The sequence below is a fragment of the Streptomyces sp. NPDC048211 genome (assembly GCF_043202315.1).
Classification (GTDB): domain Bacteria; phylum Actinomycetota; class Actinomycetes; order Streptomycetales; family Streptomycetaceae; genus Streptomyces.
The window spans coordinates 476,527-502,361 of sequence record NZ_JBIDAD010000006.1; the positions used below are offsets into that span (position 1 = coordinate 476,527).

Here is a 25,835-nt window from a genome sequence, read left to right on the forward strand (position 1 = left end):
GGGCAGCGCCGGTGCGCAGCCGGAGGATCCCGTCGTGCGGAAGGTGCCGGAGCAGCCCTCCCGGCCGGCCGGTGAGGAGGGGTGGCGCCCGGTGCCTCGCCACGTCGCGTGCGTGATGGACGGGAACGGCCGGTGGGCGCAGCAACGCTCCCTGCCGCGCACCTCCGGGCACAGGGCGGCCGAGGCGACGGTGATCGATGTCATCGAGGCGGCGCGGTCTGCGGGGGTCGAATGGCTCAGCCTGTACGCCTTCTCCACCGAGAACTGGCGGCGTCCGGGCGACGAGATCGACTTCCTCATGCGCCTGGTACGCCGAGTGGTGCGCAAACACGCGCTGCTGCTGCACGCGCGCGGCATCCGATGCCGGCTCCTGGGCGCCGAGGACCCGCGGATTCCCGCCCCGCTGGCCCAGGACTTCGCCGACCTGATGACGCTCACCGAGGCCAATCGCGGCATGACGCTGACCGTGGCGTTCGACCACGGCGGGCGTCAGGACATCGTTGCCGCGGCGCGGTCCCTCATCCGCGCCGGCGTGCCCGCCGATGCCGTCGACCAGGCGTGCTTCGCCGCGCACCTGCCCGTGCCCGACACGCCCGACGTGGACCTCGTGATCCGTACCTCCGGCGAACAGCGCATCTCCAACTTCATGCTCTGGCAGGTGGCCTACGCCGAGTGGGTCTTCCCGCCGGTGCTCTGGCCCGATTTCCGTGCGCCGCACCTTCTGGAGTGCCTGCACGAATACCGCCGCCGCGACCGCCGCTTCGGCGGGGTGGCGCCGCAGACGAAGGGACGACCTCACAGGTGAAGGACACGGACAGCAGCCGCTTCACGCCGAACGGGCCCGGTATCGGGGATCCGTACGGGAACCCCGGCCGGGAGGCCACCGCACCGCCGGAGGAATCCCTGTTCGGCCCCGGCTCGCAGTTCCACCGCTTCTTCAACGATCCCCGATGGGCCCTGGCCGTCGTCAGGGCCACGGTGCTGGAAGCGGCCCATCCGCAGATCGGCGCGGCCCTGGCCGACAACTCCTCGTTCGTGGTGCACCCGTGGCGCCGGCTGAGCAACACCCTCGTGAGCCTGCAGCGCATGTTCGGAGCCGACGAGGACACCAGGCAGAGAGAGGCGGCACGGCTCAACCGCCTGCACGCACGGCTGAGCGGAACGGACGCCAGGAACCAGCCCTACGACGCGATGGACCCCGAGGTGCGGGCGTGGGTGGTCGCGACGCTCTTCGAAAGCTCCGTCACCATGTGCCGGCTGAGCGGACAGCCTTTGGACCATGCCACGATGGAACGGCTCTACGCCGAATTCCGGGCGTTCCTGGCTGCCTTGGGGGACCAGGCGGGCCATCTCCCCTCCACGCTGCCCGAGTTCTGGCAGTACTACGACCGCATGGTCGCGGAGGAGCTGCAGAACACGGAAGCGCTGCGCATCATCCTCTACCAGCTCTTCGAGCATCTGCCGGCGCCGCCGCTGTTCCGTGGACTGCCTACGCTCTGGGCGGCCGGTCGCGCCCTGGCGGGGCCGGTCATCGGCACGATCACGGTGGCTTCGCTTCCCGAGGTCTTCCGGCGTCGTGCGGGGCTGCCGGAGGTCCCCGGTGCCCAGACCCTGATGCAGGGTGCCTACATGGCTGCCCGGCTGACCGGTTCGCTGCCCGACGACTGGATTCGGACGGAGAACTTCGTCAGTCTGCTCCAACTGTCTCCGGACGGCGACGGGCCCTGGTCCGAGAGGCTCACCACCCTGCGCACCCGGACGAAACGGGCCGGCGCGCTGTTCCGGCTGATCACGCCGGCAGCGGCGGAACCGGGCGCTCCGGGCGCGGCCGGGAACCAGCGAGGTGCCCGGGAGTTCTTCACCGATGTCCTGGACCAGACCGGGGACGGCAGTCTGGACTGGCCCGACCTCGCCGCCATGGCCCGGGAACTCTGCTCCCGTCTCGATCTGGACGAGCCGGAGGAGACGCGCTTGTACGACGCGTTCGCCGCGTGGTGGAGGGAGCTCCAGGCAGCCCTGGACAGTGACGGGGACGGTCGGGTGAGCGCGGACGAGTACGCGGCCGCAGCCCCGGCCCTGGCAGGACCGGCGCTGATCAGGGTCGCCGAGGTCCTCTTCGACGTCACCGACGCGGACGGTGACCAGTCGATCGATGCCGAGGAGTACCGGGCCCTGTTCAGGAGAGGTTTCGCGCGATCCGTCGCGGAGGGCGAAGGGCGGTACACCCGAAGCGCGTTCGTCCGGGAGTTCCTGTCCTTCATGTCAGGGCGCAGGCGCTCGACCCCCTACGACCCGCTGCTGTCCGACGCGTAGTCCTCCGCCGACCCCGCCCGGCTGCCCCTGCGGCACCGGGGCACCGGTGCGCTCCTGAACGTCGTTGGCCCCCGCGTCGAGTTGCGGGGGCCACCGACGTATGACCCGGTACGGTTCGGCGTCGTCCCGGAAGAACCTGGCGAGCGCACAGCGGCTGCCGGCCGCAGCAGGAGCCGTGCCGCAGCCGCTCAGGCGCCGCGTGCGCGCAGGATTCCTTCGACGCCCACGAGGAACGTCTCGGCGATGAGTTCCGGGTCGAAGAGGCAGCCCGCGGCCATGGCGCCGTCGCGGAGCATGACGAGGTGTCGCCCCGCTTCGTCGGCGGGTTGGTCGCCGACCTGCGCAAGCAACTCGGTGACCGTGTCGAGGAACCACTGGCGGTGGGCCAGGACGGCCCGGTGGATGGGGTGGGCGGGGTCGGGGTATTCGGCTACCGCGTTCAGGAAGGCGCAGCCGCGAAAACCGGGGCCCTGGATGCCCCCGGTGATGAACCGGGAGATCGCCCGGACCGCGTCGGCTGCCGACTGCCCGTCCGTGAGCGCCGCCTCGGTCCCCGCCCGGATGCCCCGGTCGGCCTGGGCGAGATAGGCGAGGACGAGCTCCTCCTTGCCGGTGAAGTGCCGGTACAGCGTGGCGCGGGTGACCTGCGCCTCCGCGATGATCCGGTCGACGCCGACGGAGTGGATGCCCTCCGCGTAGAAGATTCTGGTCGCCGTGTCGAGCAGCCGCGCCCGCGCCGCCGACGTGCTGCCCCCACCCTTGCCCTCGCTCATGCGGCCAGGTTACCCCGACCGATGAGGGAGAACGTTCGGTCTTGACAGTCCTGGTTCTGTTGCCTTCAATGAAGGAGACCGAACGTTCTCCCTCCTGATCTCGGCGCCCGCCGGCCGATGCCGGCTCGTCCCGCCTGAGAGGAACTCCCGTGGACACCCTCGTCGGCACCGCTCCCGCCAGCGTTCCCGCTGCCCTGCACAAGCTGTACTTCCTGCGCTCCGCGTTCGCCGTGGTGTGGGCGGCCCTGCTGTTCGCGACCGGCGACGGACTGGGCCCGCTCGCTGTCACGCTGCTGGTGGTCTATCCCTTGTTCGACGCGGCGTGCGCGGTCGTCGACATCAGGTCTGCCAGGAGGAACGGCCAACCACTGCGCAGCCTGTACGTGAACATCGCGCTCAGCACCCTCACCGCCCTCGCCCTCGCCCTCGCCGCCACCTCCGGCACCCCTGCCGTTCTGCGCGTCTGGGGCCTCTGGGCCGTCACCGCGGGCATCGTCCAGCTCGTCGTCGGCGCCGCCCGGCGCACACTCGGCGGCCAGTGGGCGATGATCGCCAGCGGCGCCCTCTCCACACTCGCCGGCGCCTCGTTCTTCGCCCAGGCGAACAAGGACGGTGCCTCCCTGGCCAACCTGGCCGGCTACGCCTTCCTCGGCGGCGTCTTCTTCCTCGTCTCGGCCCTCCGTATGGGCCGCGCCCGCACGATGTGACGCAACGCGGGGAACAGCCCCTGTGGACAAAGACCAGGACAACGGGGGCTGAGACGACGCCGAAGGGCCCCGCAGCAAGCTGCGGGGCCCTTCGACGTATTGCCCGGTGAGAGCAATGGCGGAGGATACGAGATTCGAACTCGTGAGGGGTTGCCCCCAACACGCTTTCCAAATGTTCGTCCGGAGGTTCGATGAAGTGCGGGGACGTCCTGACCTGCGGTTCAGGAGAGTCAGGCAGGGCTTCTGAACGATGCCGTACGCCGGTGAACGCAACCAGAACTGCAACCACAGGAGCCCAGCCCGTGCTCACGCCAGACGTCGGATGCTGAGCGGTTGTTCGGGATCCGTAGGCCGCTCGGATCCCGGAACAACTGGTCTCGGTGCGTGAGACTGCCACGAGCGGTACGGCTCGTGGGCGATCGCTGGCCGGTGCTTCTGCGGGGCTGCAAGCTGTGCGGCATCAGCAGAAGGCCGGCCGGTACACCCGTGCCGGCCCGGTGTGAGCTCTCTGGGTTGTCCCGCGCCTCCGGTGTGCTCCCTACGGACAGATCATGTTGCTGCGGCCTCCCATACCATCCCGACTTTCATGTACATCTGCTACATTCATGACATGAGTGAGCCAGTGATTGAATCCATGGCAGATGTCCGCAGTCATCTCGCTGACGTCATCGATCGTGCCCGCCGGCAGGAAACCCCGACGATCATCACTCGGCGAGGCAAGCAGGAAGCCGTCGTGATCGACATCCAGGAGTACCAGCGCCTGCGTGAGATCGCGGAGGGTGTCGAGGAGGCGTGGCTCAACCAACTGGCCGACGACGCCGAGTCCGAGGGTGCGGAGGGGTCGGTCTCGCTCGAAGAAATGGCCGCCCTGCTCCGTGCTCAGCAGGGCTGACGTGATGGGGTACGTCACACGCTTCACGCCGCACGCTCAGCGGAACATGCTCAAGGTCCCGCGTCCGGATGCCCTCCGCGTCCTGTACCGCCTCACCGAACTCCAGAAGGCCCTGGACGCCGGCGACACCGCATCGTTCGATATCAAAGCCCTCCAGGGGCACAACGCCCGCTGGCGACTCCGGGTCGGCGACTACCGCGTCGTCTACACCGTTGAGGACGGTCAGCTGATCGTGTGGGTCCTTGCCGTTGGCAACCGCCGCGACATCTACCGTCAGGTTCCGTAGGCCGACGCACGAAGAAGGCCCCCGCAGCAAGCTGCGGGGGCCTTCGACGTATTGCCCGGTGAGAGCAATGGCGGAGGATACGAGATTCGAACTCGTGAGGGGTTGCCCCCAACACGCTTTCCAAGCGTGCGCCCTAGGCCACTAGGCGAATCCTCCGCGGCAAACAATACAAGACGTTGAGGAGTGCTCGCGAACCCGTTCCGCCTCGGAGCTCTCCGGGCGGTCCGGGAGGGGTCTCCGGGGGTGGGGGAGGTGGACTTGCGGGGGTGGGGATCCGCTAAGGTGGGCGTCAGCCCCTCACGTGGCGCTATCTGACTGAACTCCCCCAGGGCCGGAAGGCAGCAAGGGTAGGTTGGCTCTGGCGGGTGCGTGGGGGGCCCTTGTATGTCCGGACCCGTCCGGGGCAAGGGCCGAGGCGTCCGGAATCGTGCGGTGAGGTGTTTCCGCAGCCGGTGGTGTGCCCGGTCCGGGGCCGGTTGTCAGTCGGCCCCGATAACCTCGTATGTGTGTCGTCCCTTGCGCTGTACCGCCGCTATCGCCCCGAGTCGTTCGCCGAGGTCATCGGTCAGGAGCATGTCACTGACCCTCTGCAGCAGGCCCTGCGGAACAACCGGGTCAATCACGCGTACCTGTTCAGCGGTCCGCGAGGCTGCGGCAAGACGACCAGCGCGCGCATCCTCGCCCGCTGCCTGAACTGCGAGCAGGGGCCCACGCCCACGCCCTGCGGGGAGTGCCAGTCGTGCCGGGACCTCGCGCGCAACGGGCCGGGATCGATCGATGTGATCGAGATCGACGCCGCTTCGCACGGTGGCGTGGACGACGCCCGTGACCTGAGGGAGAAGGCGTTCTTCGGGCCCGCGTCCAGTCGTTACAAGATCTACATCATCGACGAGGCGCACATGGTCACATCGGCGGGGTTCAACGCCCTGCTGAAGGTGGTCGAGGAGCCGCCGGAGCACCTCAAGTTCATCTTCGCGACCACGGAGCCCGAGAAGGTCATCGGCACCATCCGGTCGCGTACCCATCACTACCCGTTCCGGCTCGTGCCGCCCGGGACGCTGCGCGAGTATCTCGCCGAGGTGTGCGGCAAGGAGAACAGCTACGTCGAGGACGGGGTCTTCCCGCTCGTCGTGCGGGCGGGTGCCGGATCCGTGCGTGACTCCATGTCGGTCATGGACCAGTTGCTGGCCGGCGCGGCCGACGAGGGTGTGACGTACGCCATGGCGACGTCCCTGCTCGGCTATACGGACGGCTCCCTGCTCGACTCGATCGTGGACGCCTTCGCCGCGGGCGACGGGGCCGCCGCCTTCGAGGTCGTGGACCGGGTGATCGAGGGCGGCAACGACCCGCGCCGCTTCGTCGCCGACCTCCTGGAGCGGCTGCGTGACCTGGTGATCCTGGCCGCCGTGCCGGACGCGGGGGAGAAGGGGCTGATCGACGCACCCGCCGATGTGGTGGAGCGGATGTCCGCCCAGGCGTCCGTCTTCGGCGCCGCGGAGCTGAGCCGCGCCGCCGACCTGGTCAACGAGGGGCTCACGGAAATGCGCGGGGCGACGTCGCCGCGCCTTCAGGTCGAGCTGATCTGCGCCCGGGTGCTGCTGCCCGGCGCCTTCGACGACGAGCGTTCCCTCCAGGCCAGGCTGGACAGGCTGGAGCGGGGAGCGTCCTTCGCCACCACCGGGCCGGGGCCCTCGATGGGGTACGTCCCCGGGCCCGAGGCGCTGGCCCACGCGCCCGTCGTACCTCAGGCCCCCGCGCCGCCCTTCGCGCAGCCGGACACCGGGTCGGGGCCCGCCGCCGCACGGGCGGCGGCACGTGGGGACGCGCCCCCGCCCGCTCCCGCGCAGGCGGCTCCCGCACCCGACCCCGTGCAGCCGCCGCCCGCCGAGGCGCCCGCGGCCGGACAGCGGCCCGGCGCCTGGCCCGCCGCAGCCGCACCCGAGCAGGGCCGCAGGCCCGGAGGCTGGCCGACCGCCTCCACTCCGGGACAGGCCCCCGCACCGCAGGCCGCCACGCCCGCTCCGGCCCCTGCCGCACCCGCCGCCGCCCCGGCGCCCGCCCCCGCCGCGCCCGCTCCGGGCTCGGGCCAGGGCGCCGCACAGGTGCGCAACATGTGGCCCGACATCCTGGAGGCGGTCAAGGGCCGCCGCCGGTTCACCTGGATCCTCCTCAGCCAGAACGCCCAGGTCACCGGCTTCGACGGCGCCACCCTGCAGATCGGCTTCCTCAACGCCGGCGCCCGCGACAACTTCGCGAGCAGCGGCAGCGAGGAAGTGCTGAAGCAGGCCTTGTCCGAGCGGTTCAACGCGCAGTGGAAGATCGAGGCGATCGTCGACCCGTCGGGCGGTGCCGGCCAGCCCCCGCAGGTCGGCGGCGGCCGCCCCTCAGCCGCCGCACCGCCCGCACCGCAGCGCCCCGCGGCCCCCGCACCGCAGTCGTACGAGCCCCGGCCCGCGCCGGAGCAGCAGCAGCCGGGCGGCGGAGGCTCCGCCCCGGAGCAGGCATCCCCGTCGTACACCGCTCCCGAACCGCCCCGGTCGGTCGCCCCCGAGGACGACACCCCCGAGGCCGACGATCCCGACCTCGTCGACTCGGCTCTCTCCGGCCACGACCTGATCGTCCGCGAACTGGGTGCCACGGTCGTCGAGGAGTTCACCAACGAGTAGGGCGCTCGGGGTGGGGCGGGGTCGTTTGCTGCGCGGGGCCCTTCGGCCAGCGGTGGACGGGGTCCTTCGCTGAGTGGGCCGGCCCGTGCCGCCATGCGGCCATCGGGGCACGTGGGGTCCGTGCGGGCCGTGGCTGGTCGTGCGGGTCAGGGCTTCGGTCGCCATCGTCTTCGTCCGTCGTCCCCGGTCCCCCTCCGCCTCGGTTCACCGGTCATCCCCGTCCGTCCGGGCCCCCGGCCTCCCCGGACCGGCGCCCCGGGTGTCCACGGAGCGGCTTCCGTCAAGCGCGCCGCGCCCCGGCGGCTAGGCTGCACTCCGTGAAGGTCCTCGTCATCGGCGGCGGCGCCCGCGAACACGCCCTGTGCCGCTCTCTGTCCCTCGACCCCGACGTCACCGCTCTGTACTGCGCTCCCGGCAACGCCGGCATCGCAGAGGTGGCCGAACTGCACCCGGTCGACGCCCTCGACGGCGCTGCCGTCGCGCGCCTCGCGACCGAACTGGGCGCCGAGCTGGTGGTCGTCGGCCCGGAGGCACCGCTTGTCGCCGGGGTCGCCGACGCCGTGCGCGCTGCCGGTATCCCCTGCTTCGGCCCGTCCGGGGAGGCCGCCCAGCTGGAGGGCTCCAAGGCCTTCGCCAAGGACGTGATGGCCGGAGCGGGCGTCCCGACGGCCCGTAGCTACGTCTGCACCACGCGCGCGGAGATCGACACCGCCCTCGACGCGTTCGGTGCCCCGTACGTCGTCAAGGACGACGGCCTCGCCGCGGGCAAGGGCGTCGTCGTCACCGACGACATCGAGGCGGCCCGTACGCACGCGCTGGCCTGCGACCGCGTGGTCATCGAGGAGTTCCTCGACGGCCCCGAGGTGAGCCTCTTCGCGATCACCGACGGCACCACCGTGCTGCCGCTCCAGCCCGCCCAGGACTTCAAGCGGGCCCTCGACAACGACGAGGGCCCGAACACCGGCGGCATGGGCGCCTACTCCCCGCTGCCGTGGGCGGACCCGAAGCTGGTCGACGAGGTCATGCAGTCGGTGCTCCAGCCGACCGTCGACGAGCTCCGCCGCCGCGGTACGCCCTTCTCCGGGCTGCTGTACGCGGGCCTCGCGATCACCTCGCGCGGCGTACGGGTCATCGAGTTCAACGCCCGCTTCGGCGACCCGGAGACCCAGGTGGTCCTCGCCCGTCTGAAGACCCCGCTGGCCGGTGTCCTGCTGGGCTCCGCCAACGGGACGCTGGACGAGCTGCCCCCGCTGAAGTGGCGGGACGAGGCCGCGGTCACCGTGGTCATCGCCTCCCACAACTACCCGGAGACCCCGCGGACGGGTGATCCGATCGAGGGCCTCGACGAGGTCGCGGCACAGGATGCGCCGCATGCGTACGTGCTGCACGCCGGGACGCGGCGGGACGGCGACGCGGTCGTCAGCGCGGGTGGGCGCGTGCTCTCCGTGACCGCGACGGCCAAGGACCTCGCGGGCGCCCGTGAGCGTGCCTACACGGCCGCGGCCAGGATCCGGCTCGACGGCTCGCAGCTCCGTACGGACATTGCCAAGAAGGCCGCAGAGGCCTGAGCCCCACCGCTTCAGGTGAGTCTCGGACGTCTGGGAACTGCCCGCTTCAGGTGAGTCCGGACGTCTGGGGACTGCCCGTTCCAGGGAAGTCCCCAGACGTCTGAGACCTACCCGTTCCACGGGAGTCCCGGGCGTCTGGGACCCACCCGTCCCACGGGATCCCCGGGCACCTGAACCCCACTCGCTCACGCGAGTCCCGGACGCCTGAGCCGTACCGCCCGGCCACCACTGACGCGCCGATGCCCTATGGGCAGCGGCGCGTCAGCACCTTTACCCAAAGCCATTCCATCGAGTGACGGCTGAGCCATCCGGATGACGCCCGCCGAAGCCCCAACTAGGGTGCGGCGCAAGCGTTCCGGCACTTGGCCCACCGGCATTGCGATGTCAGTGACGGGTGCCACAGTGGGGGAGTGAGCAACACCGCCGTGGGGGCAGAGGGGGTGACGTCCGGCCGTGTCCGGTACCGGTACAGGTGAGGAGCTGGGTGCGCAGGCAGCGCGCGCCCGGGCTCTCGTCCTGCTGCGCATCCGCAGCAGGGCAACGGCAGTGGCACTGCTGCCGGCCGCGTTGGCCGTCGTGCTGTTCGCCGCAGGCGCGCAGGGCTTCGCCGAGGGCAGCGGCTGGGATGCGGTGCGCTGGGCCGTGACGGCCTGCGCCGTCGTGGTCCTGCTCGTCGCCGCGGCCGTCGCGATCGCGGTCGTACGGGCGGAGCCGGCGGTCAGCCCGACCGTCCCGCTCAGCGAGGAGGCGGCCCCGGACCTCTACCGGCTGGTCCGCGACCTCGCCGAGCGGCTCGACGTGCCCGCGCCCTCGGCCATAGCGCTCACACCCGACTGCGACAGCTGGCTGGAGGACCGCACCCACCCGGCCGCGGACCGGGCGGCCAAGGAGGCCGCACGGCGGGATCCGCGAGGTCCGGCGGACGGTTCGGGCCGTGGTCCGGGACGCCGGCGCCGGGTCCAGGCGGCGCCCGTGCTGGTGATCGGCTCCCCGTTCCTCTGGTGGATGCGGGTCGCCGAGCTGCGGGCGGTGCTCGCCCCGGTCGTCGCCGGCACCGGGCCCTCCGCCCACCCCGACATAGCCGCGGCGCGGCGTTTCGTGCGCGGGCTGGACGGCGCGGTCGCCGACGCGGCGGCACCCGTCCAGGGGCCGCTGCGCAAGGTCCTGCGGCTGCCGGGCCGCTTCATCGGACGGATCGCGCGGCTGCTGCTGCGCAGCTGTCGCGGCCATGCCGCCGAGATGGAGCGTGGTGTCGCCGCGGCTGCGTCGACGCGTGCCCAGGCCGTGGACTACGGGCTGCGGGTCGTAGCCCAGGAACAGGTCGGTCTCGCCTACGCGGGCTGGGACCGGCTGCTCACCCGCGTCGCGCTTCCCGCCTGGCGCATGGGGCGCTGGCCCTCCCGGCTGGACGCGGGCGTCGTCTCCGCCCTCACCGAGCTCTCCCGGCGCGACCGGCTGGCCGAAGGGTTCACCACCCGGCTCGGCGAGCGCCCCGCCTGCGACCTCCTGGAGGAACCGGGAGCGGCCGACGAGGCGGCGTCCCTGCTGGCCGCCCGACTCTTCCACGGCGGCCCCGCGGAGACCGGGCCCGACTGGGCCCCGGTGGACTGGCAGCAGTATCCGGAAGAGGTCGTCGACCGGAAGTGGCGTACGGAGGCGGCACGGCTGCACCGCGTCCTGGACACCATGGGCGTGCCCTCCGCCTCCGGCTCCGACACCTCCTGCGCCGGGGTGCCCACACTGGCGCGCGTCGTCGAGCATCTCGCCGCGGGCGGGAACGGGGGCGAGGAGCTCGCGGCCGGGATCAGCGCGGCCGTGGCCCGGGACGAGGCGCAGGCCCCCCAGCCGGCCACCGGCGGCGCAGGGGGCGCGGGCGGCGATGTGCTGGACCTCTGGGGTCCCGATCCGCTGCCGCTCTTCCCGCTCCAGCCGCCCCGTACCGGGACCGAGCTGCTCGCGGACCATGTCGCGGCGATGGTCTGCTGCGCCGCCGTCGACACGGCGGGCGCGGCGCCCGGACTGGACTGGCTCGACGGCCCCGCACTGCTGGTCGACGGCGCACGCCGGGCCGACCTCGGCAGCCCCGTCCTCAGCCTCGTCGAGGACGGCGACGCGGGGCCGCTGCGGTCCTGGCTGGCCTCCGTCGGCGTGCGTCCCGACAAGCCCGTCCGTCTCGTTTGAAACACGCCTGGACGGACGGCCGTTCACACCGATCGACACCCGATACCCGGAATGCCAGGTTCCGTTCACGTCAATTCGCGACGAACGGTGACGGAGTGCATGCGTTATGTGATGTGCTGGGGATCGGCGCTGACAGTCGGCGCACCACTGTTGTTCCGGGGGCCTGAGGGAGGGATGTGCCATGGGGGCGGAGCAGATTCGTCGTTGGGAGTCGGGTGCCCTGGCGCATGCCGTTACCGATCCCTTCGGCCAGGGGCCCCTTCCCTGGCTGCGCGGGAGCGAGAACTACTTCGACGACACGGGTCAGGTCGTGCCCTGGTACGCCGACCCCACCCTGCCCCGCGGCTCCACCGGTGGCGGCACCCGCACCGCCGACGACGTCCGCCGCCAGATCAAGGGCTTCATCTCCACCGGCGCCGCGGCCCCGGGCGAGGCGATCGACTTCCACATCACCGTGGATCCGCCCCAGCAGTTCTCCGTGGACATCTACCGGATCGGCCACTACGGGGGCGACGGAGCCGCCAAGATCACCACGAGCCCGCGGCTCTCCGGCATCGTCCAGCCCGCCCCCCTGACCGCCGACCGCACGGTCTCCTGCCACCACTGGTGGCAGTCCTGGCGGCTGCAGATCCCCACGTACTGGTCGATCGGCGCGTATGTCGCCGTGCTCACCACGGTCGACGGCTACCGTTCCCACATTCCGTTCACGGTCCGCGACGACCACCCGGCCGATCTGCTGCTGGTGCTCCCGGACATCACCTGGCAGGCGTACAACCTCTATCCCGAGGACGGTGTGACCGGCGCCAGCCTCTACCACGCCTGGGACGAACAGGGCAGGCTGCTGGGGGAGGAGGACGCGGCGGTCACCGTCTCCTTCGACCGCCCCTACGCGGGCGCCGGCCTTCCGCTCCACGTCGGTCACGCCTACGACTTCATCCGCTGGGCCGAGCGGTACGGCTACGACATCGCCTACGCCGACACCCGCGACCTGCACGCGGGCCGGATCGACCCGACCCGCTACCGGGGCCTGGTCTTCCCCGGCCACGACGAGTACTGGTCGGTCCCCATGCGCCGCACCGCGGAACGCGCCCGCGACAACGGCACCTCGCTCGTCTTCCTCTCCGCCAACACCATGTACTGGCAGGTCAGCCTCGCGCCGTCGCCGTCAGGCGTCCCCGACCGGCTGCTCAGCTGCCGCAAGCGCCGGGGCCCGGGAAAGCCCGCGCTCTGGCGCGAGCTCGACCGCCCTGAGCAGGAGCTGCTCGGCATCCAGTACGCGGGCCGGGTCCCCGATCCCCACCCCCTGGTCGTGCGGAACGCGGAGCACTGGCTCTGGGACGCGACCGGCGCCGGGGAGGGCGACGAGATCGACGGCCTGGTCGCGGGCGAAGCCGACCGCTACTTCCCGCGCACCACGCTCCCCGAGCACGACAACCGGATCCTGCTCGCGCACTCCCCGTACCAGGACGGCGACGGCGTGACCCGGCACCAGGAGACGTCGCTGTACCGGTCCCCCTCGGGCGCGCTCGTCTTCGCCTCCGGCACCTTCGCCTGGTCCCCGGCCCTGGACCGCCCCGGCCACGTGGACCCGCGCATCCAGCGGGCCACCGCCAACCTCCTCGACCGCATCTGCAAGCGCGCCTGAGGCCCGGCGGCCCCGCCCGCCCCCGGCAGCGCACGGTCCGCCCTCCTGCGCACCCCCTCCGCAGCCGTCCGCACCCGGATACGGGACAATCGGAACAGCTCCTGGATCAACCTACGCGGAGGCAGCGTGTCCGGATTTGTAGAAAAGCCCGAGCCCGTGCAGGTTCCGGGACTCACCCACCTGCACACGGGCAAGGTGCGTGACCTGTACCGGAACGAGGCCGGTGACCTCGTCATGGTCGCCAGCGACCGGATGTCCGCGTACGACTGGGTCCTGCCCACCGAGATCCCCGACAAGGGCCGCGTCCTGACCCAGCTCTCGCTGTGGTGGTTCGAGAAGCTCGCCGATCTCGTGCCGAACCACGTCCTGTCCACGGAGCTGCCCGCCGGCGCTCCCGCGGACTGGGCCGGCCGTACGACGATCTGCAAGTCGCTGCGGATGGTCCCGGTCGAGTGCGTCGCCCGCGGCTACCTGACCGGCTCCGGCCTCATCGAGTACAACGCGTCCCGCACCGTCTGCGGCCTCGCCCTTCCCGAAGGCCTCACTGACGGCTCCGAGCTCCCCGCGCCGATCTTCACCCCCGCCACCAAGGCAGCCGTCGGCGACCACGACGAGAACGTGAGCTACGAGGAAGTGGCCCGTCAGGTCGGCGCCGAGACCGCCGCAGAGCTGCGCCGCACGACCCTGGACGTATACAGCCGGGCCCGTGACATCGCGCGTGAGCGCGGGATCATCCTCGCGGACACGAAGTTCGAGTTCGGCTTCGCGCCCACCGCCGACGGCGGCGAGGAACTGATCATCGCGGACGAAGTGCTGACCCCGGACTCCTCCCGCTTCTGGCCGGCCGCAGCCTGGGAGCCGGGTCGCGCCCAGCCGTCGTACGACAAGCAGTTCGTGCGCGACTGGCTGACCTCACCGGCCTCCGGCTGGGACCGCAAGAGCGAGCAGCCGCCCCCGGCGCTGCCCCAGGAGATCGTGGACGCGACCCGCGCCAAGTACCTGGAGGCGTACGAACTCCTCACCGGAACACCCTGGAACTGAAGGCGGTCCGATGACGGGACAGCCCCCAGGGTCTCCCGTCTGGACCATGCCGGCTCCGTCTGGATCAGGCCCGGGCTCGCGGGCTGATCCAGACGGAAGACCCCAGGGCCTTCCGGCACACGAAGAAGCCCCCGGCCGAAAGGCCGGGGGCTTCTTGCTGAACCGAGCGGACGACCAGGTTCGAACTGGCGACCTCAACCTTGGCAAGGTTGCGCTCTACCAACTGAGCTACGTCCGCAAGCGCCGAAGCGCGAGAACTACTATACCCATCCCCGCTCGCGTGCGAGACGCACTGCCGCATGACGGTTCTCCGCCCCGAGCTTCGCAGCCGCCGCCGACAGGTAGTTGCGGACCGTCCCCTGCGACAGGGACGCCCGCTCCGCGATCTCGGCGACCGGTGCCCCGTCCGCCGCCAGTTCCAGCACCTCGGCCTCACGCACGGTCAGTGGCGAGTCCCCGGCGGCAATCGCGTCGGCCGCCAACTCTGGGTCCACATAACGGTTTCCGGCATGCACGGTGCGGATGATCCCGGCCAGCTGACGGGCGCTGACGGTCTTCGGCACGAACGCCCGCACGCCCGCCGCGAGGGCCCGCTTCAGATGCCCCGGCCGCCCGTGACTGGTCACGATCATGGTCCGGCAGGCCGGGAGTTCGGTCCGTATCGATGTGGCGACGCTCACACCGTCCGCCCCGGGCATCTCCAGATCCAGCACCGCCACATCGGGGCGGTGCGCCCGGGCCATGGCGAGCGCCTCGGGGCCGGTCGCGGCCTCCGCGACCACCACCAGATCGTCCTCCAGCGCGAGCAGCGCGGCGAGTGCGCCCCGGATCAGATGCTCGTCGTCGGCGAGCAGCACCCGTACCGCGGTCATCGTCGTTCCTCCAGAAGCGTCGTACGCGCTACGTCACCGGCGTACGGGTGGATGCCGGCGGACTCCGCGCGGGCCAGCGGGATGCGCGCGCTCAGCCGGAACAGGCCGTCCTGCGCCAAGCCGGCGTCCAGCTTCCCGTCGAGCGCGCCGAGCCGTTCGCGCAGTCCGGCCAGCCCGGAGCCGCTTCCCCCGGATGCTGCCGTGGGTGCCCCGTCGTTCTCCACGTCCAGCACCGCCTCGTCCGCCGATACGTCGAGCCGGATCGTGCAGTGACGCGGATCGCCGTGCCGCAGCACATTGGTCGCGGCCTCGCGCACCACCCAGCCGAGCGCCGACTGGACGGGCCCGGCCAGTCCCGTGCCGTCGCAGCCCGTCACCGCACAGTCGATGCCGGCTGCCCGCAACACGGCTTGGGCCCCGGCCAGTTCCGTGGTCAGATCGGCCTCCCGGTAACCCCGTACGACATCACGTACCTCCTGCTGAGAGGCGCGGGCTATCCGCTGCACCTCGACCATCTGGTCCAGCGCCTCGGGCCTGCCGCGCTGGGCGAGCTCCACCGCCAGTTCGCTCTTCAGCGCGATCACCGCGAGGTTGCGGCCCATCACGTCGTGCAGGTCCCGCCCGAACCGCAGCCGCTCCTCGGCGACGGCGAGCCGGGCCTGCACGTCCCGGGCCTCCTCGGCCTGCCACATCACACTCAGGCTCCAGGCGCTGGGCCGTACCGAGATGAGGACCAGTACACAGCCGAAGAGTGTCGTCGGCACGATGCCGGCCAGCGGACCGCCCCGCACTCCGGCCGCGGCCAGAACACCGGTGTTCAGAGCGGTGAGGAGAAGCGACTCGATCACGAACGTGCGGACCGGGACCAGGAGCACCCGGGTGATCACGAACGGCATCGGTGCGTTCAGGCACATGAGGAGCAGACCGGGCCCGGCGATCCCGTCCACCGCGGCGAGCGCGGCCAGCAGCCCCACTCCCAGCAGCAGCAGGCCCAGGGGAGCGCCCATGCGTCGCCGGGGGAAGGCGGAGACGCCGAGATAGTGCTCGTACGAGGGACGGACGTTGCGGTTGCTCAGCAGACACTGGGTCAGGCTCACCAGGAGCAGCGCCGCACCCAGGGCCAGCGGGAGAGGCTCGTGGCGGATGTCTTCCTTGAAAGGCGCCAGCTGCCACGACAGGGCGAAGAGCCAGGGGATCGAGGAGATGGTGAACCGCGAGTACAGGTCGATCCGCTGCAGCTTGCTGCGCTCCTGCCAGCCGCGGCGCCAGCCACGTACGCGCATCAACACGGCACACCTTCCCTCAGCGTCGCGGATCCCAGCGGAACCACCGCTGCACAGCAAACACCGCGAGCGCTGTCCAGACCAGCCCGGTCAACGCGGCCCCGAGCAGGTCGGTGCCGTCGGCGGCGCCGAGCCAGCCTGCCCGTATGAGCGTCATCACTCCGGTCAGCGGCAGGAGCTCGCACGCCGATGCGAGCGAGTCCGGAAGGATCTCCAGCGGCACGAAGAGCCCCGAGCCCATGATCGAGAGGAAGAACAGCGGGAGGGTCGTGAGCTGAGCCGTCTGCACGGTGCGGGTGAGTACGGAGGTGGCTGCGGCCAGAGCCGTCATCAGGACCACGCCCAGAAGCAGCCCCAGGAGGAGCAGCTCGGGGCGCTCGGGTGCGCCGAGGCCGAAGAAGGCGCTTCCTGCCGCGACGATCACCACGGTCTGCGCCAGGGCCAGTGCGGCCGAGGGCAGCGCGGTGCCGGTCAGGATCTCCCCGTCGGTGACCTCGCCGGTACGCAGCCGCTTCAGGACCAGTTCCTCGCGCCGCGCCACGTAGGCGGCGACCATGTTCATGTAGACGACCTGGAGCAGCACCATCCCGATGCCACCGGTGAGCGCCGCTCCGGCGACGGTCAGTCCGGTGCCGCCGAGATCCACCTGTTCGAGGGTCGACTTCATCGCCACGACCATCGCCGCGGGCATCAGCAGGGCGACGAAGACAGCCGTCCTGTTGCGGAAGAGCAGGGTCAGCTCGGCCCGTCCGAGTGCGGTCAGCCGGCCCCGGGCCGTCGTGGTCGAAGGCCCCTTCGTCGCGGTCCTCGCGGAGCTTGTCGCGGTCGTCATCGCACCGTCACCTCTTCTTCGGTCAGGGCCGCGGACTTCGCGATGTCGAGAAACGCCTCTTCGAGCGAGGCCGACCGGGCGTCGAGCCCGGCCAGCCGGACACCCGACTCCGCGGCCCAGTGCAGCAGTTCGGTCAGTGATTCCTGGAGCCGATGGGTGCGGATCTCTATCCGCCGGCCCTCGGCCGCGGCGCGCAGGCCCAGCGGCAGCTGTCCGGCCGTGGTCCCGGCGGGCAGTTCGAACCGGATGCGGGACGGGCGGGCGGCGGTCACCTCGGCGGTCGTACCCGAGGTCACGATGCGTCCCCGGTGCATGATCGCCAGCCGGTCGGCGAGCGCTTCGGCTTCTTCCAGATAGTGCGTGGTGAGCAGGACGGTGATGCCGTCCTCCTTCAGCCGGCGCACCAGCTCCCAGGTGTCGCGCCGTCCCTCGGCGTCGAGGCCGGTGGTCGGCTCGTCGAGGAAGAGCACCTCGGGCCGTCCGAGGAGGGCCAGAGCCAGATCGAGCCGCCGCCGCTCACCGCCGGAGAGCTGTTTGACCCGGACCCCCGTCCGGTGCCCGAGCCCCACCAGCTCCAGTGCCTCGCCGGTCGGCCGGGCGCCGCTGGTGCAGCCCGCCCACATCCGCACGGTCTCGGCGGCCGTCAGCTCGGACGGGAAGCCGCCCTCCTGCAGCATCACCCCGATGCGGGGGCGGACAGCGGCGCGTTCCGCGAAGGGGTCGTGGCCGAGCACCCGTATCGTGCCGCCGTCGGGACGGGCCAGGCCCTCCAGCAGTTCGACGGTGGAGGTCTTGCCCGCGCCGTTCGTCCCCAGCAGGGCGAACAGCTCGCCGCGTGCCACGGAGAAGGAGACACCGGTCACAGCCTCGAAACCGCCGGCATAACTGCGCCGGACGTCTCGCGCCTCGATCACGGACCCATGGGGAAATGCGTCGCTGGTCATGATTCAAGATTTCCTCCCGGACGGGGCCGGGAGCAGTGCGAGCTGTCATCGCAGTCCATGACAAACGTCATGGGGGTGGTGCGGGTCCGCCGGGAACGAATACGACGAAGGCCCCGGTCGAAATCGACCGGGGCCTTCGATCAAGAGCGGACGACCAGGTTCGAACTGGCGACCTCAACCTTGGCAAGGTTGCGCTCTACCAACTGAGCTACGTCCGCATGTGCAACCACTCGGCTTTCACCGGTGGAGCGAGCACTACTCTACCCGATCCACCGGAGTGGTTGAGAAGAGCGATGCAGAGCGGGTGACAGGAATTGCACACTGCGCCTTCCCCCTGGAAGGGGGATGTTCTACTACTGAACTACACCCGCACGCTGCGTCGGGTTCGGCTTTGCGGCCTTGCCCTTCGGCGTGCTCCAGACTCTAGCCGACCTGCGGGGGTGTCGCGCAAGTCGGCTCCCGCGGGGTGTCGCCCGGGCGGCCGCTGACGGACGGTCCGGTGCCCGCCGTCCGTCCTCCCGGCGTCGCCCGTCCGCTCAACTCGCTTCCTGGAACGCCTCGTAGACCTTCTTGGGGATCCGGCCCCGGGCCGGCACCTCCATCCGGTGCGAGCGGGCCCAGGCGCGGACGGCCGCCGGGTCGGGCGCGAGCGAGGTGTGCCGGTACAGAACGGGAACCTTGCCGTGCTTGGCGGCATTTGTCTGCTTGCGGCCTGCCGCCACGTACGGCGCCAGGCTCTTGCGCAGTTTCTTTGCATTGGACGGGTTGAGGTCGATCTCGTACGACTTCCCGTCCAGGGCGAAGGTGACCGTTTCCGCCGCTGCTCCCCCGTCGATGTCGTCGGAGAGTGTGACCACTACGCGCTGAGCCACGGATATCGGTCCTTTCCTACGGCGTCCGCGCCTGACATGCGTGGATGCCGGCCTTCCGGCTGTGAGCGCGGATGCGGGCCGACCGGTGTCGGCCGTTTAGGGGCAATGCCGCTTTCCCTGGTAATCATTTGTACAGCGGTGGGCACCGCATTGTGAAGCCCGCCCAATTACCTGCGCGTGTCAACCGGCTTTGTGTGCTGTTGGCGGGGATCTTTTTCGCAGGATTTTCGGCATCCGTTGTCGCGGCCGATATCTCGGCGTGATCTGGACCGTTCGATATCTACCCGCGTAGAATTTCTGGCCAGGTACGCTGAGTGGACCCGCGGGGGTCTGGGGAACCCCCCGGAGAAACAGCCGCACCACACCACCACACCGGGAGTGCCAGTGGCACGCGTCGTAGTCGACGTCATGCTCAAGCCCGAGATCCTCGACCCGCAGGGACAGGCTGTGCAGCGTGCGCTGCCCCGTCTCGGCTTCGAGGGAATCGCGGACGTACGTCAGGGAAAGCGTTTCGAGCTGGAGGTTGAGGGACCGGTCGATGACGCCGCCCTCACCCGTATTCACGAGATGGCCGAGACGTTCCTCGCCAACACCGTGATCGAGGACTTCACCGTGAAGGTGGAGAAGGCCGAGGAGTCGAAGTGACTGCTCGTATCGGAGTCGTCACCTTTCCGGGCACGCTCGACGACCAGGACAGCCTCCGGGCCGTACGGGTCGCCGGTGCCGAACCCGTATCGCTGTGGCACCGCGACAAGGACCTGCACCAGGTCGACGCGGTCATCCTCGCGGGCGGCTTCTCCTACGGCGACTATCTGCGGGCCGGAGCCATCTCCCGCTTCTCGCCGGTCATGGAGACGGTGATCGAGCAGGCGAAGGCGGGCATGCCGGTCCTCGGCATCTGCAACGGCTTCCAGATCCTGACCGAGGCGCATCTGCTGCCCGGCGCGATGCTGCGCAACAACCACCTGCACTTCATCTGCCGTGACCAGACCCTGCGCGTCGAGAACGCGGAGACCGCCTGGACCTCGGACTACTCCGCGGGCCAGGAAATCTCCGTACCCCTCAAGAACATGGACGGCCGCTACACCGCCGACGAGCGCACGCTCGACGAGCTGGAGGCCGAGGGGCGCGTCGCGTTCCGCTACGTGGATGTCAACCCCAACGGCTCGCTGCGCGACATCGCCGGCATCAGCAATGCCGCGGGCAACGTCGTCGGCCTGATGCCGCACCCGGAGCACGCCGTGGAGCCGCTGATCGGCACCGGTGGCACCGACGGTCTCGGTTTCTTCACCTCGATCATCAAGAAGCTGGTCAACGCATGAGCCTGGACACGGTCAAGCACGCGGCCGAAACCCCGGACACCGCGCAGCCCTGGAAGGAGCTCGGCCTCAAGGAGGACGAGTACGCCCGGGTCCGCGAGATCCTGGGCCGCCGTCCCACCGGCGCCGAGCTCGCCATGTACTCCGTGATGTGGTCCGAGCACTGCTCCTACAAGAGCAGCAAGGTCCACCTCAAGCAGTTCGGCGAGAAGGTCCCGGAGAACGACGCGATGCTCGTCGGCATCGGCGAGAACGCCGGTGTGGTCGACGTCGGTCAGGGTTACGCGGTCACCTTCAAGGTCGAGTCGCACAACCACCCCTCGTACATCGAGCCCTACCAGGGCGCGGCCACCGGCGTCGGCGGCATCGTCCGCGACATCCTCGCCATGGGCGCCCGCCCGGTCGCCGTCGTCGACCCGCTGCGCTTCGGTGCGGCCGACCACCCCGACACCAGGCGCGTCCTGCCGGGCGTCGTCGCGGGCATCGGCGGCTACGGCAACTGCCTCGGCCTGCCGAACATCGGCGGCGAGGTCGTCTTCGACGCCTGCTACCAGGGCAACCCGCTCGTCAACGCCGGCTGCATCGGCGTGATGAAGCACGAGGACATCCACCTCGCCCAGGCCTCCGGGCCCGGCAACAAGGTCATCCTGTACGGCGCCCGCACGGGCGGCGACGGCATCGGCGGCGTCTCGGTGCTGGCCTCGGAGACGTTCGACTCGACCGGCCCGGCCAAGCGCCCGGCGGTCCAGGTCGGCGACCCGTTCCAGGAGAAGCTCCTCATCGAGTGCACCCTGGAGATCTTCAAGGAGAAGCTCGTCGCGGGCATCCAGGACCTCGGCGGCGCCGGGCTCTCCTGTGCCACCTCCGAGCTGGCCTCGGCCGGTTCCGGCGGCATGCGCGTCGAGCTGGACACCGTGCCGCTGCGCGACTCCTCCCTCTCGCCCGAGGAAATCCTCATGAGCGAGTCGCAGGAGCGCATGTGCGCGATCGTCGAGCCGCAGCACGTGGACCGCTTCCTGGAGATCTGCGAGAAGTGGGACGTCATCGCCACCGTCATCGGTGAGGTGACCGAGGGCTCGCAGCTGGAGATCTTCTGGCACGGCGAGCAGATCGTGGACGTGCCGCCGCGGTCCGTCGCCCACGAGGGCCCGACCTACCACCGCCCGTTCGCCCGCCCGTCCTGGCAGGACGCGCTCCAGGCGGACGACGCCGGCAAGCTGGCCCGCCCGGCGAACGGCGCGGAGCTGCGCGAGCAGGTCCTCAAGCTGGTCTCGTCGCCGAACCAGGCGTCGAAGTCCTGGATCACGGACCAGTACGACCGGTTCGTGCAGGGCAACACCGTGCTCGCGATGCCCGAGGACGCCGGCATGGTCCGCATCGACGAGGAGTCCAACCTCGGTGTGGCCATGGCGACCGACGGCAACGGCCGGTACGCGAAGCTCGACCCGTACACCGGCGCGCAGCTCGCGCTGGCGGAGTCGTACCGCAACGTCGCCGCCTCCGGCGCCAAGCCGCTCGCCATCTCGGACTGCCTGAACTTCGGCTCGCCCGAGGACCCGGACGTCATGTGGCAGTTCGCCGAGGCCACGCGTGGTCTCGCGGACGGCTGCCTGGAGCTGGGCACCCCCGTCACCGGCGGCAACGTGTCGCTGTACAACCAGACCGGTGAGACCGCGATCCACCCGACGCCGGTCGTGGCCGTGCTCGGTGTGATCGACGACGTCACGCGGCGGACGCCGGTCGCCTTCAAGGAAGAGGGCCAGCTCCTCTACCTGCTCGGTGACACGCACGAGGAGTTCGGCGGCTCGGCCTGGTCCGAGGTCATCCACAACCACCTCGGCGGTATGCCGCCCAAGGTCGACCTGGGCCGCGAGAAGCTGCTCGGCGAGATCCTGATCTCGGCCTCCCGTGACGGCATGATCGACGCGGCGCACGACCTGTCCGACGGCGGCCTGATCCAGGCGGTCACCGAGTCCTGCCTGCGCGGCGGGAAGGGTGCCCGGCTGGTCGTGCCGGACGGACTGGACGCGTTCACGTTCCTCTTCTCCGAGTCGGCGGGACGCGCGATCGTCTCGATCCCGCGCAGCGAGGAGCTCCGTTTCAACGACATGTGCGGGGCGCGGGGTCTGCCCGTGACCCGGATCGGTGTCGTGGACGGCGAGGACGTCGAGATCCAGGGCGAGTTCAGCATCCCGCTGAGCGAGCTGCGTACGGCGCACGAGGGGACGATCCCCGCGCTGCTCGCGTAGCGCGTCGGCGGATACGCCCGTCACCTTGCGCAGAAGCCCCCGTCCGGTCTGGGCGGGGGCTTCTGCGCGCCTGTGGTGCCCGGAATCCGGCCCGCGGAAGGTGCCGCTTCCGGTCGAAATATACTGGGTACATTATTAATCCAAGCTTAACTTTCATCCTGGTACAGTGATGCCATGCTGACCGAGGGGCTGGGCCTGCGCGAGCGCAAGAAGATCCAGACGCGACGCCGTCTGCTGGCCGAAGCCATGCGGCTCTTCGGTGCCCGTGGCTTCGACCAGGTCTCGGTCGCGGAGATCGCCGAAGCGGCCGACGTGTCGAAGATGACCGTCTTCAACTACTTCGACAGCAAGGAAGGCCTGGTGCTCGCCCCCCTGGAGGAGCACATCGGCGATGTCGCCCGGGTGGTACGGGACCGGGCGCCCGGTGAGTCGGTGGTGGCCGGCGTGCGGCGCCACTTCCTGGCCGCCGTCGAGAGCCGGGATCCCGCGGTCGGGATGAGTGATTCGGCGGTCGTCCTCGGGCTCCTCCAGCTCATCCAGCAGACGCCGGCGCTGCTCACCCGGGCCCATGCCTTCTTCGTCCGTACCGGCGAGCTGCTCAGCGACGTCCTGGTCGAAGAGGGTGAGGAACCAGCCGTCGCGCGCATCGTGGCCGCCCAACTGATCGGCACCCGCAACGCCCTGATCGCCGAGAACCAGCGGCGCCTGCTGGCCGGCGAGGCGGCCGACGCGATCGCGGCGGACGCCGTAGTCCTCGCCGAGCGGGGTTTCGGCCTGCTCGAACGAGGCCTGAGCGGCTTCGCCACCCGCGCCTGACCGGCTGCGACCGTCTGCGGGCGCGGGGCTTGGTCGGCTGCGACCGGTTGCGCGAGCGGGCTTGGCCGGCTCGCGCCCCGCGCCCGAGGCGCTGGACGGCGGACCCGAGTGGTGGCCGATGACGCCGTAGGCTCCCCTCCATGCCGCCGTCCCAGAAGCGCGCCCGCCGCTACGACCCGGTCAGGACCCGCGCCGCGGTCCTGGCGCAGTTCGGCCATGTCCGGGCCGCCGTAGCCACCCTGACTCCCGAGCAGCTGAGCGCGCCGAGCGGGCTCGGCACGTGGACGGTGCGTGAGCTCGCCGTTCATCTGACCATGGCGCTCTCCCACGTCAGCAAGAACCTGGAGCTCCCCGAACCGGCCCTGGCCAAGCCCGAGGTGAGCCTGCTGGAGTGGCCGTTCTCCACGGCCGGGCGGGCCGGCCGGATCGCCGATGACACCGTGGCGCTCGCCGCCGCCCACGCTGATGTGGACGCCCTGTACGCGGAGGTGGCCGACCGCTTCGAGGCGTTGGTGCCCGGCGCCCCCGAGGACCGTCTGCTGGCCACTCGGGTCGGCGCCATGCGGCTCGGGGACTTCCTGGTCACGCGGACCGTGGAACTCGTCGTCCACACGTACGACCTCAACGAGGCGACCGGGCTCGGCATCCCGTACGACCGCCAGGCGCTCGCCGCCTGTACCCGGCTGCTCGCCGACGCCCTGGCGGAGAAGGCGCCGGGGGGCTCGGTCGAGGTGCGGGTCCCGCCCTTCGCGGTCGTCCAGTGCGTCCAGGGCCCCCGGCACACGCGCGGCACGCCGCCCAACGTGGTCGAGACCGACCCGCTCACCTGGATCGGGCTCGCCACCGGGCGTACGGAATGGGCACGGGAACGGGACGCGGCCAAGGTCAGCGCCAGCGGTGAACGGGCCGACCTTGCCGCGCTGCTGCCCCTGATGGGGTGAAGGGGCGGATGACCGTCCGGGCGGAGATCAGGAGGCGTTCGGATACGGCAGCAGGCCGGCGTCCGTCCGTTCCCAGGCCGCCCGCAGTCCGGCCAGCAGCTCCGGTTCGGCGGTGGCCCGGTCGGCCTGCTCCCGCTGGTCGTTCGCCAGGTTGAAGAGCTGATCCGCCCCGCCCTTGCCGCGGTAGTACTTCCAGTCACCGCGCCGCAGCGCACGCTCCCCGCGCACCCGCCAGAACAGGTCCCGTTCCTTCGGCTGCTCGCCGCGCAGCAGGTATCCGGCGAGGCTGACGCCGTCCAGCGGGTAGGCCGGGTCGGGCCGTGCCCCGCCCAGCTCCAGCAGCGTCGCCGTCCAGTCGGGCGAGAACAGCGGCAGGCCGCTCACCTGGTGGGGGTCGATCCGCGACGGCCAGCGAAGCACGGCCGGGACCCGGATGCCGCCCTCCTGGAGAGAGCTCTTGTTGCCGGAGAGCGGCCACTGGTACGAGAAGCGCTCGCCGCCGTTGTCGCTGGCGAAGAAGACCAAGGTGTCCTCCTCCTGGCCGGAGCGCTTCAGCGCCTTCAGCACCTCGCCGACCGACCGGTCCAGGTCCTCGACCATCTCCTTGTACTTGGCGAGCGAGCCCCCGTCGGCGTGGAACAGCCCCCCGAGACCCCCCTCCTTGATCTTCCGTACGATCTCGGCGCTCTCGGCCGTGTCGCCCTCGGCGATCCAGGGCCAGTGGGGAGTGGTGAAGTTCAGGTTGAGCAGCCACGGCTTGTCGTGGTCGCGCTGGACGTACTCGCTCGCCCGCTCGGTGAGGATGCGGGTGTAGTACCGCAGGTCCTTGTACTCGGCATCGCCTTCGTAGAGGTCGTACTCGCCGCCGAGGCCGAGCTTCGAGTAGTACTCCAGCGCCCCGCCGAAGTTGCCGAAGAACTCGTCCCAGCCCGACTTGGTGGGGCTGTAGTCCGGCAGGTAGCCGCAGTGCCACTTGCCGATCAGCGCGGTCGCGTACCCCGCACCGCGCAGCAGCGAGGCGAGGGTCGGATGGGTGGGTTCGAGGCCGGCCGAGCGGTCCGCGATGGGTTCGGCGAGGCCGCCCTTCGTACGCCCGGGGTAGCGGCCGGTGTACAGGCTGAACCGGGTCGGCGAGCAGGTCGCGGACCCGGCGTAGGCGTCGGTGAAACGCACGCCCTGCCGGCCGAGCCGGTCCAGGTTCGGGGTGCGGATGTCCGGCGAACCGTAGGAGGAGAGATCGGCCCAGCCGAGGTCGTCCCCGAGGATGAAGAGGATGTTGGGCCGCCGGGAGTGCCGGCCCCGGGCTGCCCGGAACGGCTGCTCGTGCGTGGCCGCCTCCGTCGGTGCGGCGACGGCGGGGGCCGTCGACAGCCCCACGGCGGCGGTCGCGGCGGTGGCGCCCACGGCCGTTCCGAAGGCGCGCCGCGACAGGGGATTACTTGAACCGGTGTGCGCATCACGAGTAGGCATGACTGCTCCAGGGCAGGACCCGGCCGCGGAGGGCGACGAGGGCGAAGGGGGATCCGTCCCGCCCGCCGGTGCCGGGGTGCGGCGACGGGTGCGGGCGTCGTGGACAAGGGAGGCGTACGGAACCGGCTACGGGCCGGACGGACGGTCACGGACGCGCGAGGGCCG

At 70.9% G+C, this 25,835-nt stretch carries 22 protein-coding genes, 4 tRNA genes and 1 other RNA gene; 16 read left to right on the forward strand and 11 right to left on the reverse strand.

Going from position 1 to position 25,835, the window contains the following annotated elements:
* Positions 1 to 34 precede the first annotated feature (34 nt).
* Positions 35 to 805 carry a polyprenyl diphosphate synthase gene (gene uppS, locus ACGFZA_RS24435; protein ID WP_385282127.1) on the forward strand — a complete coding sequence of 257 codons (771 nt, stop codon included), beginning with the start codon at positions 35 to 37 and terminating at the stop codon, positions 803 to 805.
* A 41-nt stretch (positions 806 to 846) separates the two neighbouring features.
* Positions 847 to 2,313, forward strand: a complete 1,467-nt coding sequence (locus ACGFZA_RS24440) for an oxygenase MpaB family protein (protein ID WP_393681948.1) — start codon at positions 847 to 849, stop codon at positions 2,311 to 2,313.
* A 188-nt stretch (positions 2,314 to 2,501) separates the two neighbouring features.
* Here ACGFZA_RS24440 and ACGFZA_RS24445 read toward each other — a convergent pair whose 3' ends face one another.
* Positions 2,502 to 3,086 carry a TetR/AcrR family transcriptional regulator gene (locus ACGFZA_RS24445; RefSeq protein WP_385282124.1) on the reverse strand — a complete coding sequence of 195 codons (585 nt, stop codon included), beginning with the start codon at positions 3,084 to 3,086 and terminating at the stop codon, positions 2,502 to 2,504.
* A 149-nt stretch (positions 3,087 to 3,235) separates the two neighbouring features.
* On the opposite strand from ACGFZA_RS24445, the gene ACGFZA_RS24450 reads away from it, so the two are divergent.
* The 3 genes from ACGFZA_RS24450 (at position 3,236) to ACGFZA_RS24460 (ending at position 4,971) form a co-directional block, all read left to right on the forward strand.
* Complete coding sequence (locus tag ACGFZA_RS24450) at positions 3,236 to 3,793, forward strand: hypothetical protein (protein WP_385282122.1); 558 nt, start codon at positions 3,236 to 3,238, stop codon at positions 3,791 to 3,793.
* A 610-nt stretch (positions 3,794 to 4,403) separates the two neighbouring features.
* The gene (locus tag ACGFZA_RS24455) at positions 4,404 to 4,685 is read left to right on the forward strand and encodes a type II toxin-antitoxin system Phd/YefM family antitoxin (RefSeq protein ID WP_350988139.1); all 282 of its coding nucleotides are present in this window, start codon (positions 4,404 to 4,406) and stop codon (positions 4,683 to 4,685) included.
* A gap of 4 nt (positions 4,686 to 4,689) precedes the next feature.
* Entirely contained in the window at positions 4,690 to 4,971 is a 282-nt protein-coding gene (locus ACGFZA_RS24460) for a type II toxin-antitoxin system RelE/ParE family toxin (RefSeq protein ID WP_350988137.1), read from the forward strand.
* A 68-nt stretch (positions 4,972 to 5,039) separates the two neighbouring features.
* Here the strand turns inward: ACGFZA_RS24460 and ACGFZA_RS24465 are convergent.
* Positions 5,040 to 5,127: transfer RNA gene (locus tag ACGFZA_RS24465), tRNA-Ser, on the reverse strand.
* A gap of 132 nt (positions 5,128 to 5,259) precedes the next feature.
* Between ACGFZA_RS24465 and ffs the strand changes: the two genes are divergently transcribed.
* The 6 genes from ffs (at position 5,260) to ACGFZA_RS24495 (ending at position 14,072) form a co-directional block, all read left to right on the forward strand.
* An RNA gene (gene ffs, locus ACGFZA_RS24470) (signal recognition particle sRNA small type) lies at positions 5,260 to 5,356 on the forward strand.
* A 121-nt stretch (positions 5,357 to 5,477) separates the two neighbouring features.
* Positions 5,478 to 7,637: a DNA polymerase III subunit gamma and tau gene (locus ACGFZA_RS24475; protein ID WP_385282119.1), complete on the forward strand. Its 2,160-nt coding sequence runs from the start codon at positions 5,478 to 5,480 to the stop codon at positions 7,635 to 7,637.
* Between the two features lie 317 nt (positions 7,638 to 7,954).
* Positions 7,955 to 9,205 (forward strand): phosphoribosylamine--glycine ligase, encoded by a 1,251-nt coding sequence (purD, locus tag ACGFZA_RS24480; RefSeq protein WP_385282116.1) that lies wholly within the window; start codon positions 7,955 to 7,957, stop codon positions 9,203 to 9,205.
* A gap of 453 nt (positions 9,206 to 9,658) precedes the next feature.
* A complete protein-coding gene (locus ACGFZA_RS24485) occupies positions 9,659 to 11,386 on the forward strand; it encodes a hypothetical protein (RefSeq protein ID WP_393681849.1) in 1,728 nt (575 codons plus the stop codon).
* A gap of 181 nt (positions 11,387 to 11,567) precedes the next feature.
* Positions 11,568 to 13,031: a N,N-dimethylformamidase beta subunit family domain-containing protein gene (locus ACGFZA_RS24490; protein WP_393681851.1), complete on the forward strand. Its 1,464-nt coding sequence runs from the start codon at positions 11,568 to 11,570 to the stop codon at positions 13,029 to 13,031.
* Between the two features lie 126 nt (positions 13,032 to 13,157).
* Positions 13,158 to 14,072, forward strand: a complete 915-nt coding sequence (locus ACGFZA_RS24495) for a phosphoribosylaminoimidazolesuccinocarboxamide synthase (RefSeq protein ID WP_385282108.1) — start codon at positions 13,158 to 13,160, stop codon at positions 14,070 to 14,072.
* 165 nt (positions 14,073 to 14,237) lie between these two features.
* On the opposite strand, the gene ACGFZA_RS24500 is transcribed toward ACGFZA_RS24495, so the two are convergent.
* From ACGFZA_RS24500 to ACGFZA_RS24535, 8 genes are all read right to left on the reverse strand, one after another.
* Positions 14,238 to 14,310 (reverse strand) — tRNA-Gly (locus tag ACGFZA_RS24500).
* A 22-nt stretch (positions 14,311 to 14,332) separates the two neighbouring features.
* Positions 14,333 to 14,944, reverse strand: a complete 612-nt coding sequence (locus ACGFZA_RS24505; RefSeq protein WP_385282105.1) for a response regulator — start codon at positions 14,942 to 14,944, stop codon at positions 14,333 to 14,335.
* Positions 14,941 to 16,227 carry a sensor histidine kinase gene (locus ACGFZA_RS24510; protein WP_385282102.1) on the reverse strand — a complete coding sequence of 429 codons (1,287 nt, stop codon included), beginning with the start codon at positions 16,225 to 16,227 and terminating at the stop codon, positions 14,941 to 14,943. The genes ACGFZA_RS24505 and ACGFZA_RS24510 overlap by 4 nt, the downstream gene beginning before the upstream one ends.
* Before the next feature lie 19 nt (positions 16,228 to 16,246).
* Positions 16,247 to 17,059 carry an ABC transporter permease gene (locus ACGFZA_RS24515; protein ID WP_393681854.1) on the reverse strand — a complete coding sequence of 271 codons (813 nt, stop codon included), beginning with the start codon at positions 17,057 to 17,059 and terminating at the stop codon, positions 16,247 to 16,249.
* Entirely contained in the window at positions 17,056 to 18,003 is a 948-nt protein-coding gene (locus ACGFZA_RS24520) for an ABC transporter ATP-binding protein (RefSeq protein WP_385282096.1), read from the reverse strand. Before ACGFZA_RS24520 ends, ACGFZA_RS24515 begins: the two co-directional genes overlap by 4 nt.
* A 145-nt stretch (positions 18,004 to 18,148) precedes the next feature.
* A tRNA-Gly gene (locus ACGFZA_RS24525) sits at positions 18,149 to 18,221 on the reverse strand.
* An 81-nt stretch (positions 18,222 to 18,302) separates the two neighbouring features.
* Positions 18,303 to 18,374, reverse strand: a tRNA-Gly gene (locus tag ACGFZA_RS24530).
* A 165-nt stretch (positions 18,375 to 18,539) separates the two neighbouring features.
* The gene (locus ACGFZA_RS24535; protein ID WP_385282093.1) at positions 18,540 to 18,875 is read right to left on the reverse strand and encodes an Lsr2 family protein; all 336 of its coding nucleotides are present in this window, start codon (positions 18,873 to 18,875) and stop codon (positions 18,540 to 18,542) included.
* Between the two features lie 384 nt (positions 18,876 to 19,259).
* Between ACGFZA_RS24535 and purS the strand changes: the two genes are divergently transcribed.
* The 5 genes from purS (at position 19,260) to ACGFZA_RS24560 (ending at position 24,200) form a co-directional block, all read left to right on the forward strand.
* On the forward strand, positions 19,260 to 19,520 hold the full coding sequence (gene purS, locus ACGFZA_RS24540) for a phosphoribosylformylglycinamidine synthase subunit PurS (RefSeq protein ID WP_030929711.1): 261 nt from the start codon (positions 19,260 to 19,262) through the stop codon (positions 19,518 to 19,520).
* The gene (gene purQ, locus ACGFZA_RS24545; protein ID WP_385282090.1) at positions 19,517 to 20,197 is read left to right on the forward strand and encodes a phosphoribosylformylglycinamidine synthase subunit PurQ; all 681 of its coding nucleotides are present in this window, start codon (positions 19,517 to 19,519) and stop codon (positions 20,195 to 20,197) included. Before purS ends, purQ begins: the two co-directional genes overlap by 4 nt.
* Positions 20,194 to 22,443, forward strand: coding sequence for a phosphoribosylformylglycinamidine synthase subunit PurL (gene purL / locus ACGFZA_RS24550; RefSeq protein WP_385282087.1), 2,250 nt, complete (start codon positions 20,194 to 20,196; stop codon positions 22,441 to 22,443). The genes purQ and purL overlap by 4 nt, the downstream gene beginning before the upstream one ends.
* A gap of 177 nt (positions 22,444 to 22,620) precedes the next feature.
* Complete coding sequence (locus ACGFZA_RS24555) at positions 22,621 to 23,259, forward strand: TetR/AcrR family transcriptional regulator (protein WP_385282286.1); 639 nt, start codon at positions 22,621 to 22,623, stop codon at positions 23,257 to 23,259.
* A gap of 140 nt (positions 23,260 to 23,399) precedes the next feature.
* A complete protein-coding gene (locus tag ACGFZA_RS24560; RefSeq protein ID WP_393681857.1) occupies positions 23,400 to 24,200 on the forward strand; it encodes a sterol carrier family protein in 801 nt (266 codons plus the stop codon).
* Between the two features lie 27 nt (positions 24,201 to 24,227).
* Here the strand turns inward: ACGFZA_RS24560 and ACGFZA_RS24565 are convergent, their stop codons facing one another.
* Positions 24,228 to 25,670 carry a sulfatase gene (locus ACGFZA_RS24565; RefSeq protein WP_393681859.1) on the reverse strand — a complete coding sequence of 481 codons (1,443 nt, stop codon included), beginning with the start codon at positions 25,668 to 25,670 and terminating at the stop codon, positions 24,228 to 24,230.
* Positions 25,671 to 25,835: the final 165 nt, after the last annotated feature.

Excerpts from the sequence above, each read along its gene's own strand:
- ACGFZA_RS24515 (WP_393681854.1), bottom strand. The coding sequence starts at position 17,059 with ATGACGACCGCGACAAGCTCCGCGAGGACCGCGACGAAGGGGCCTTCG.
- ACGFZA_RS24510 (WP_385282102.1), bottom strand. The coding sequence starts at position 16,227 with ATGCGCGTACGTGGCTGGCGCCGCGGCTGGCAGGAGCGCAGCAAGCTG.
- purL (WP_385282087.1), top strand. The coding sequence starts at position 20,194 with ATGAGCCTGGACACGGTCAAGCACGCGGCCGAAACCCCGGACACCGCG.
- ACGFZA_RS24565 (WP_393681859.1), bottom strand. The coding sequence starts at position 25,670 with ATGCCTACTCGTGATGCGCACACCGGTTCAAGTAATCCCCTGTCGCGG.
- ACGFZA_RS24560 (WP_393681857.1), top strand. The coding sequence starts at position 23,400 with ATGCCGCCGTCCCAGAAGCGCGCCCGCCGCTACGACCCGGTCAGGACC.
- ACGFZA_RS24520 (WP_385282096.1), bottom strand. The coding sequence starts at position 18,003 with ATGACCAGCGACGCATTTCCCCATGGGTCCGTGATCGAGGCGCGAGAC.
- ACGFZA_RS24460 (WP_350988137.1), top strand. The coding sequence starts at position 4,690 with ATGGGGTACGTCACACGCTTCACGCCGCACGCTCAGCGGAACATGCTC.
- ACGFZA_RS24490 (WP_393681851.1), top strand. The coding sequence starts at position 11,568 with ATGGGGGCGGAGCAGATTCGTCGTTGGGAGTCGGGTGCCCTGGCGCAT.
- ACGFZA_RS24455 (WP_350988139.1), top strand. The coding sequence starts at position 4,404 with ATGAGTGAGCCAGTGATTGAATCCATGGCAGATGTCCGCAGTCATCTC.
- ACGFZA_RS24445 (WP_385282124.1), bottom strand. The coding sequence starts at position 3,086 with ATGAGCGAGGGCAAGGGTGGGGGCAGCACGTCGGCGGCGCGGGCGCGG.
- ACGFZA_RS24505 (WP_385282105.1), bottom strand. The coding sequence starts at position 14,944 with ATGACCGCGGTACGGGTGCTGCTCGCCGACGACGAGCATCTGATCCGG.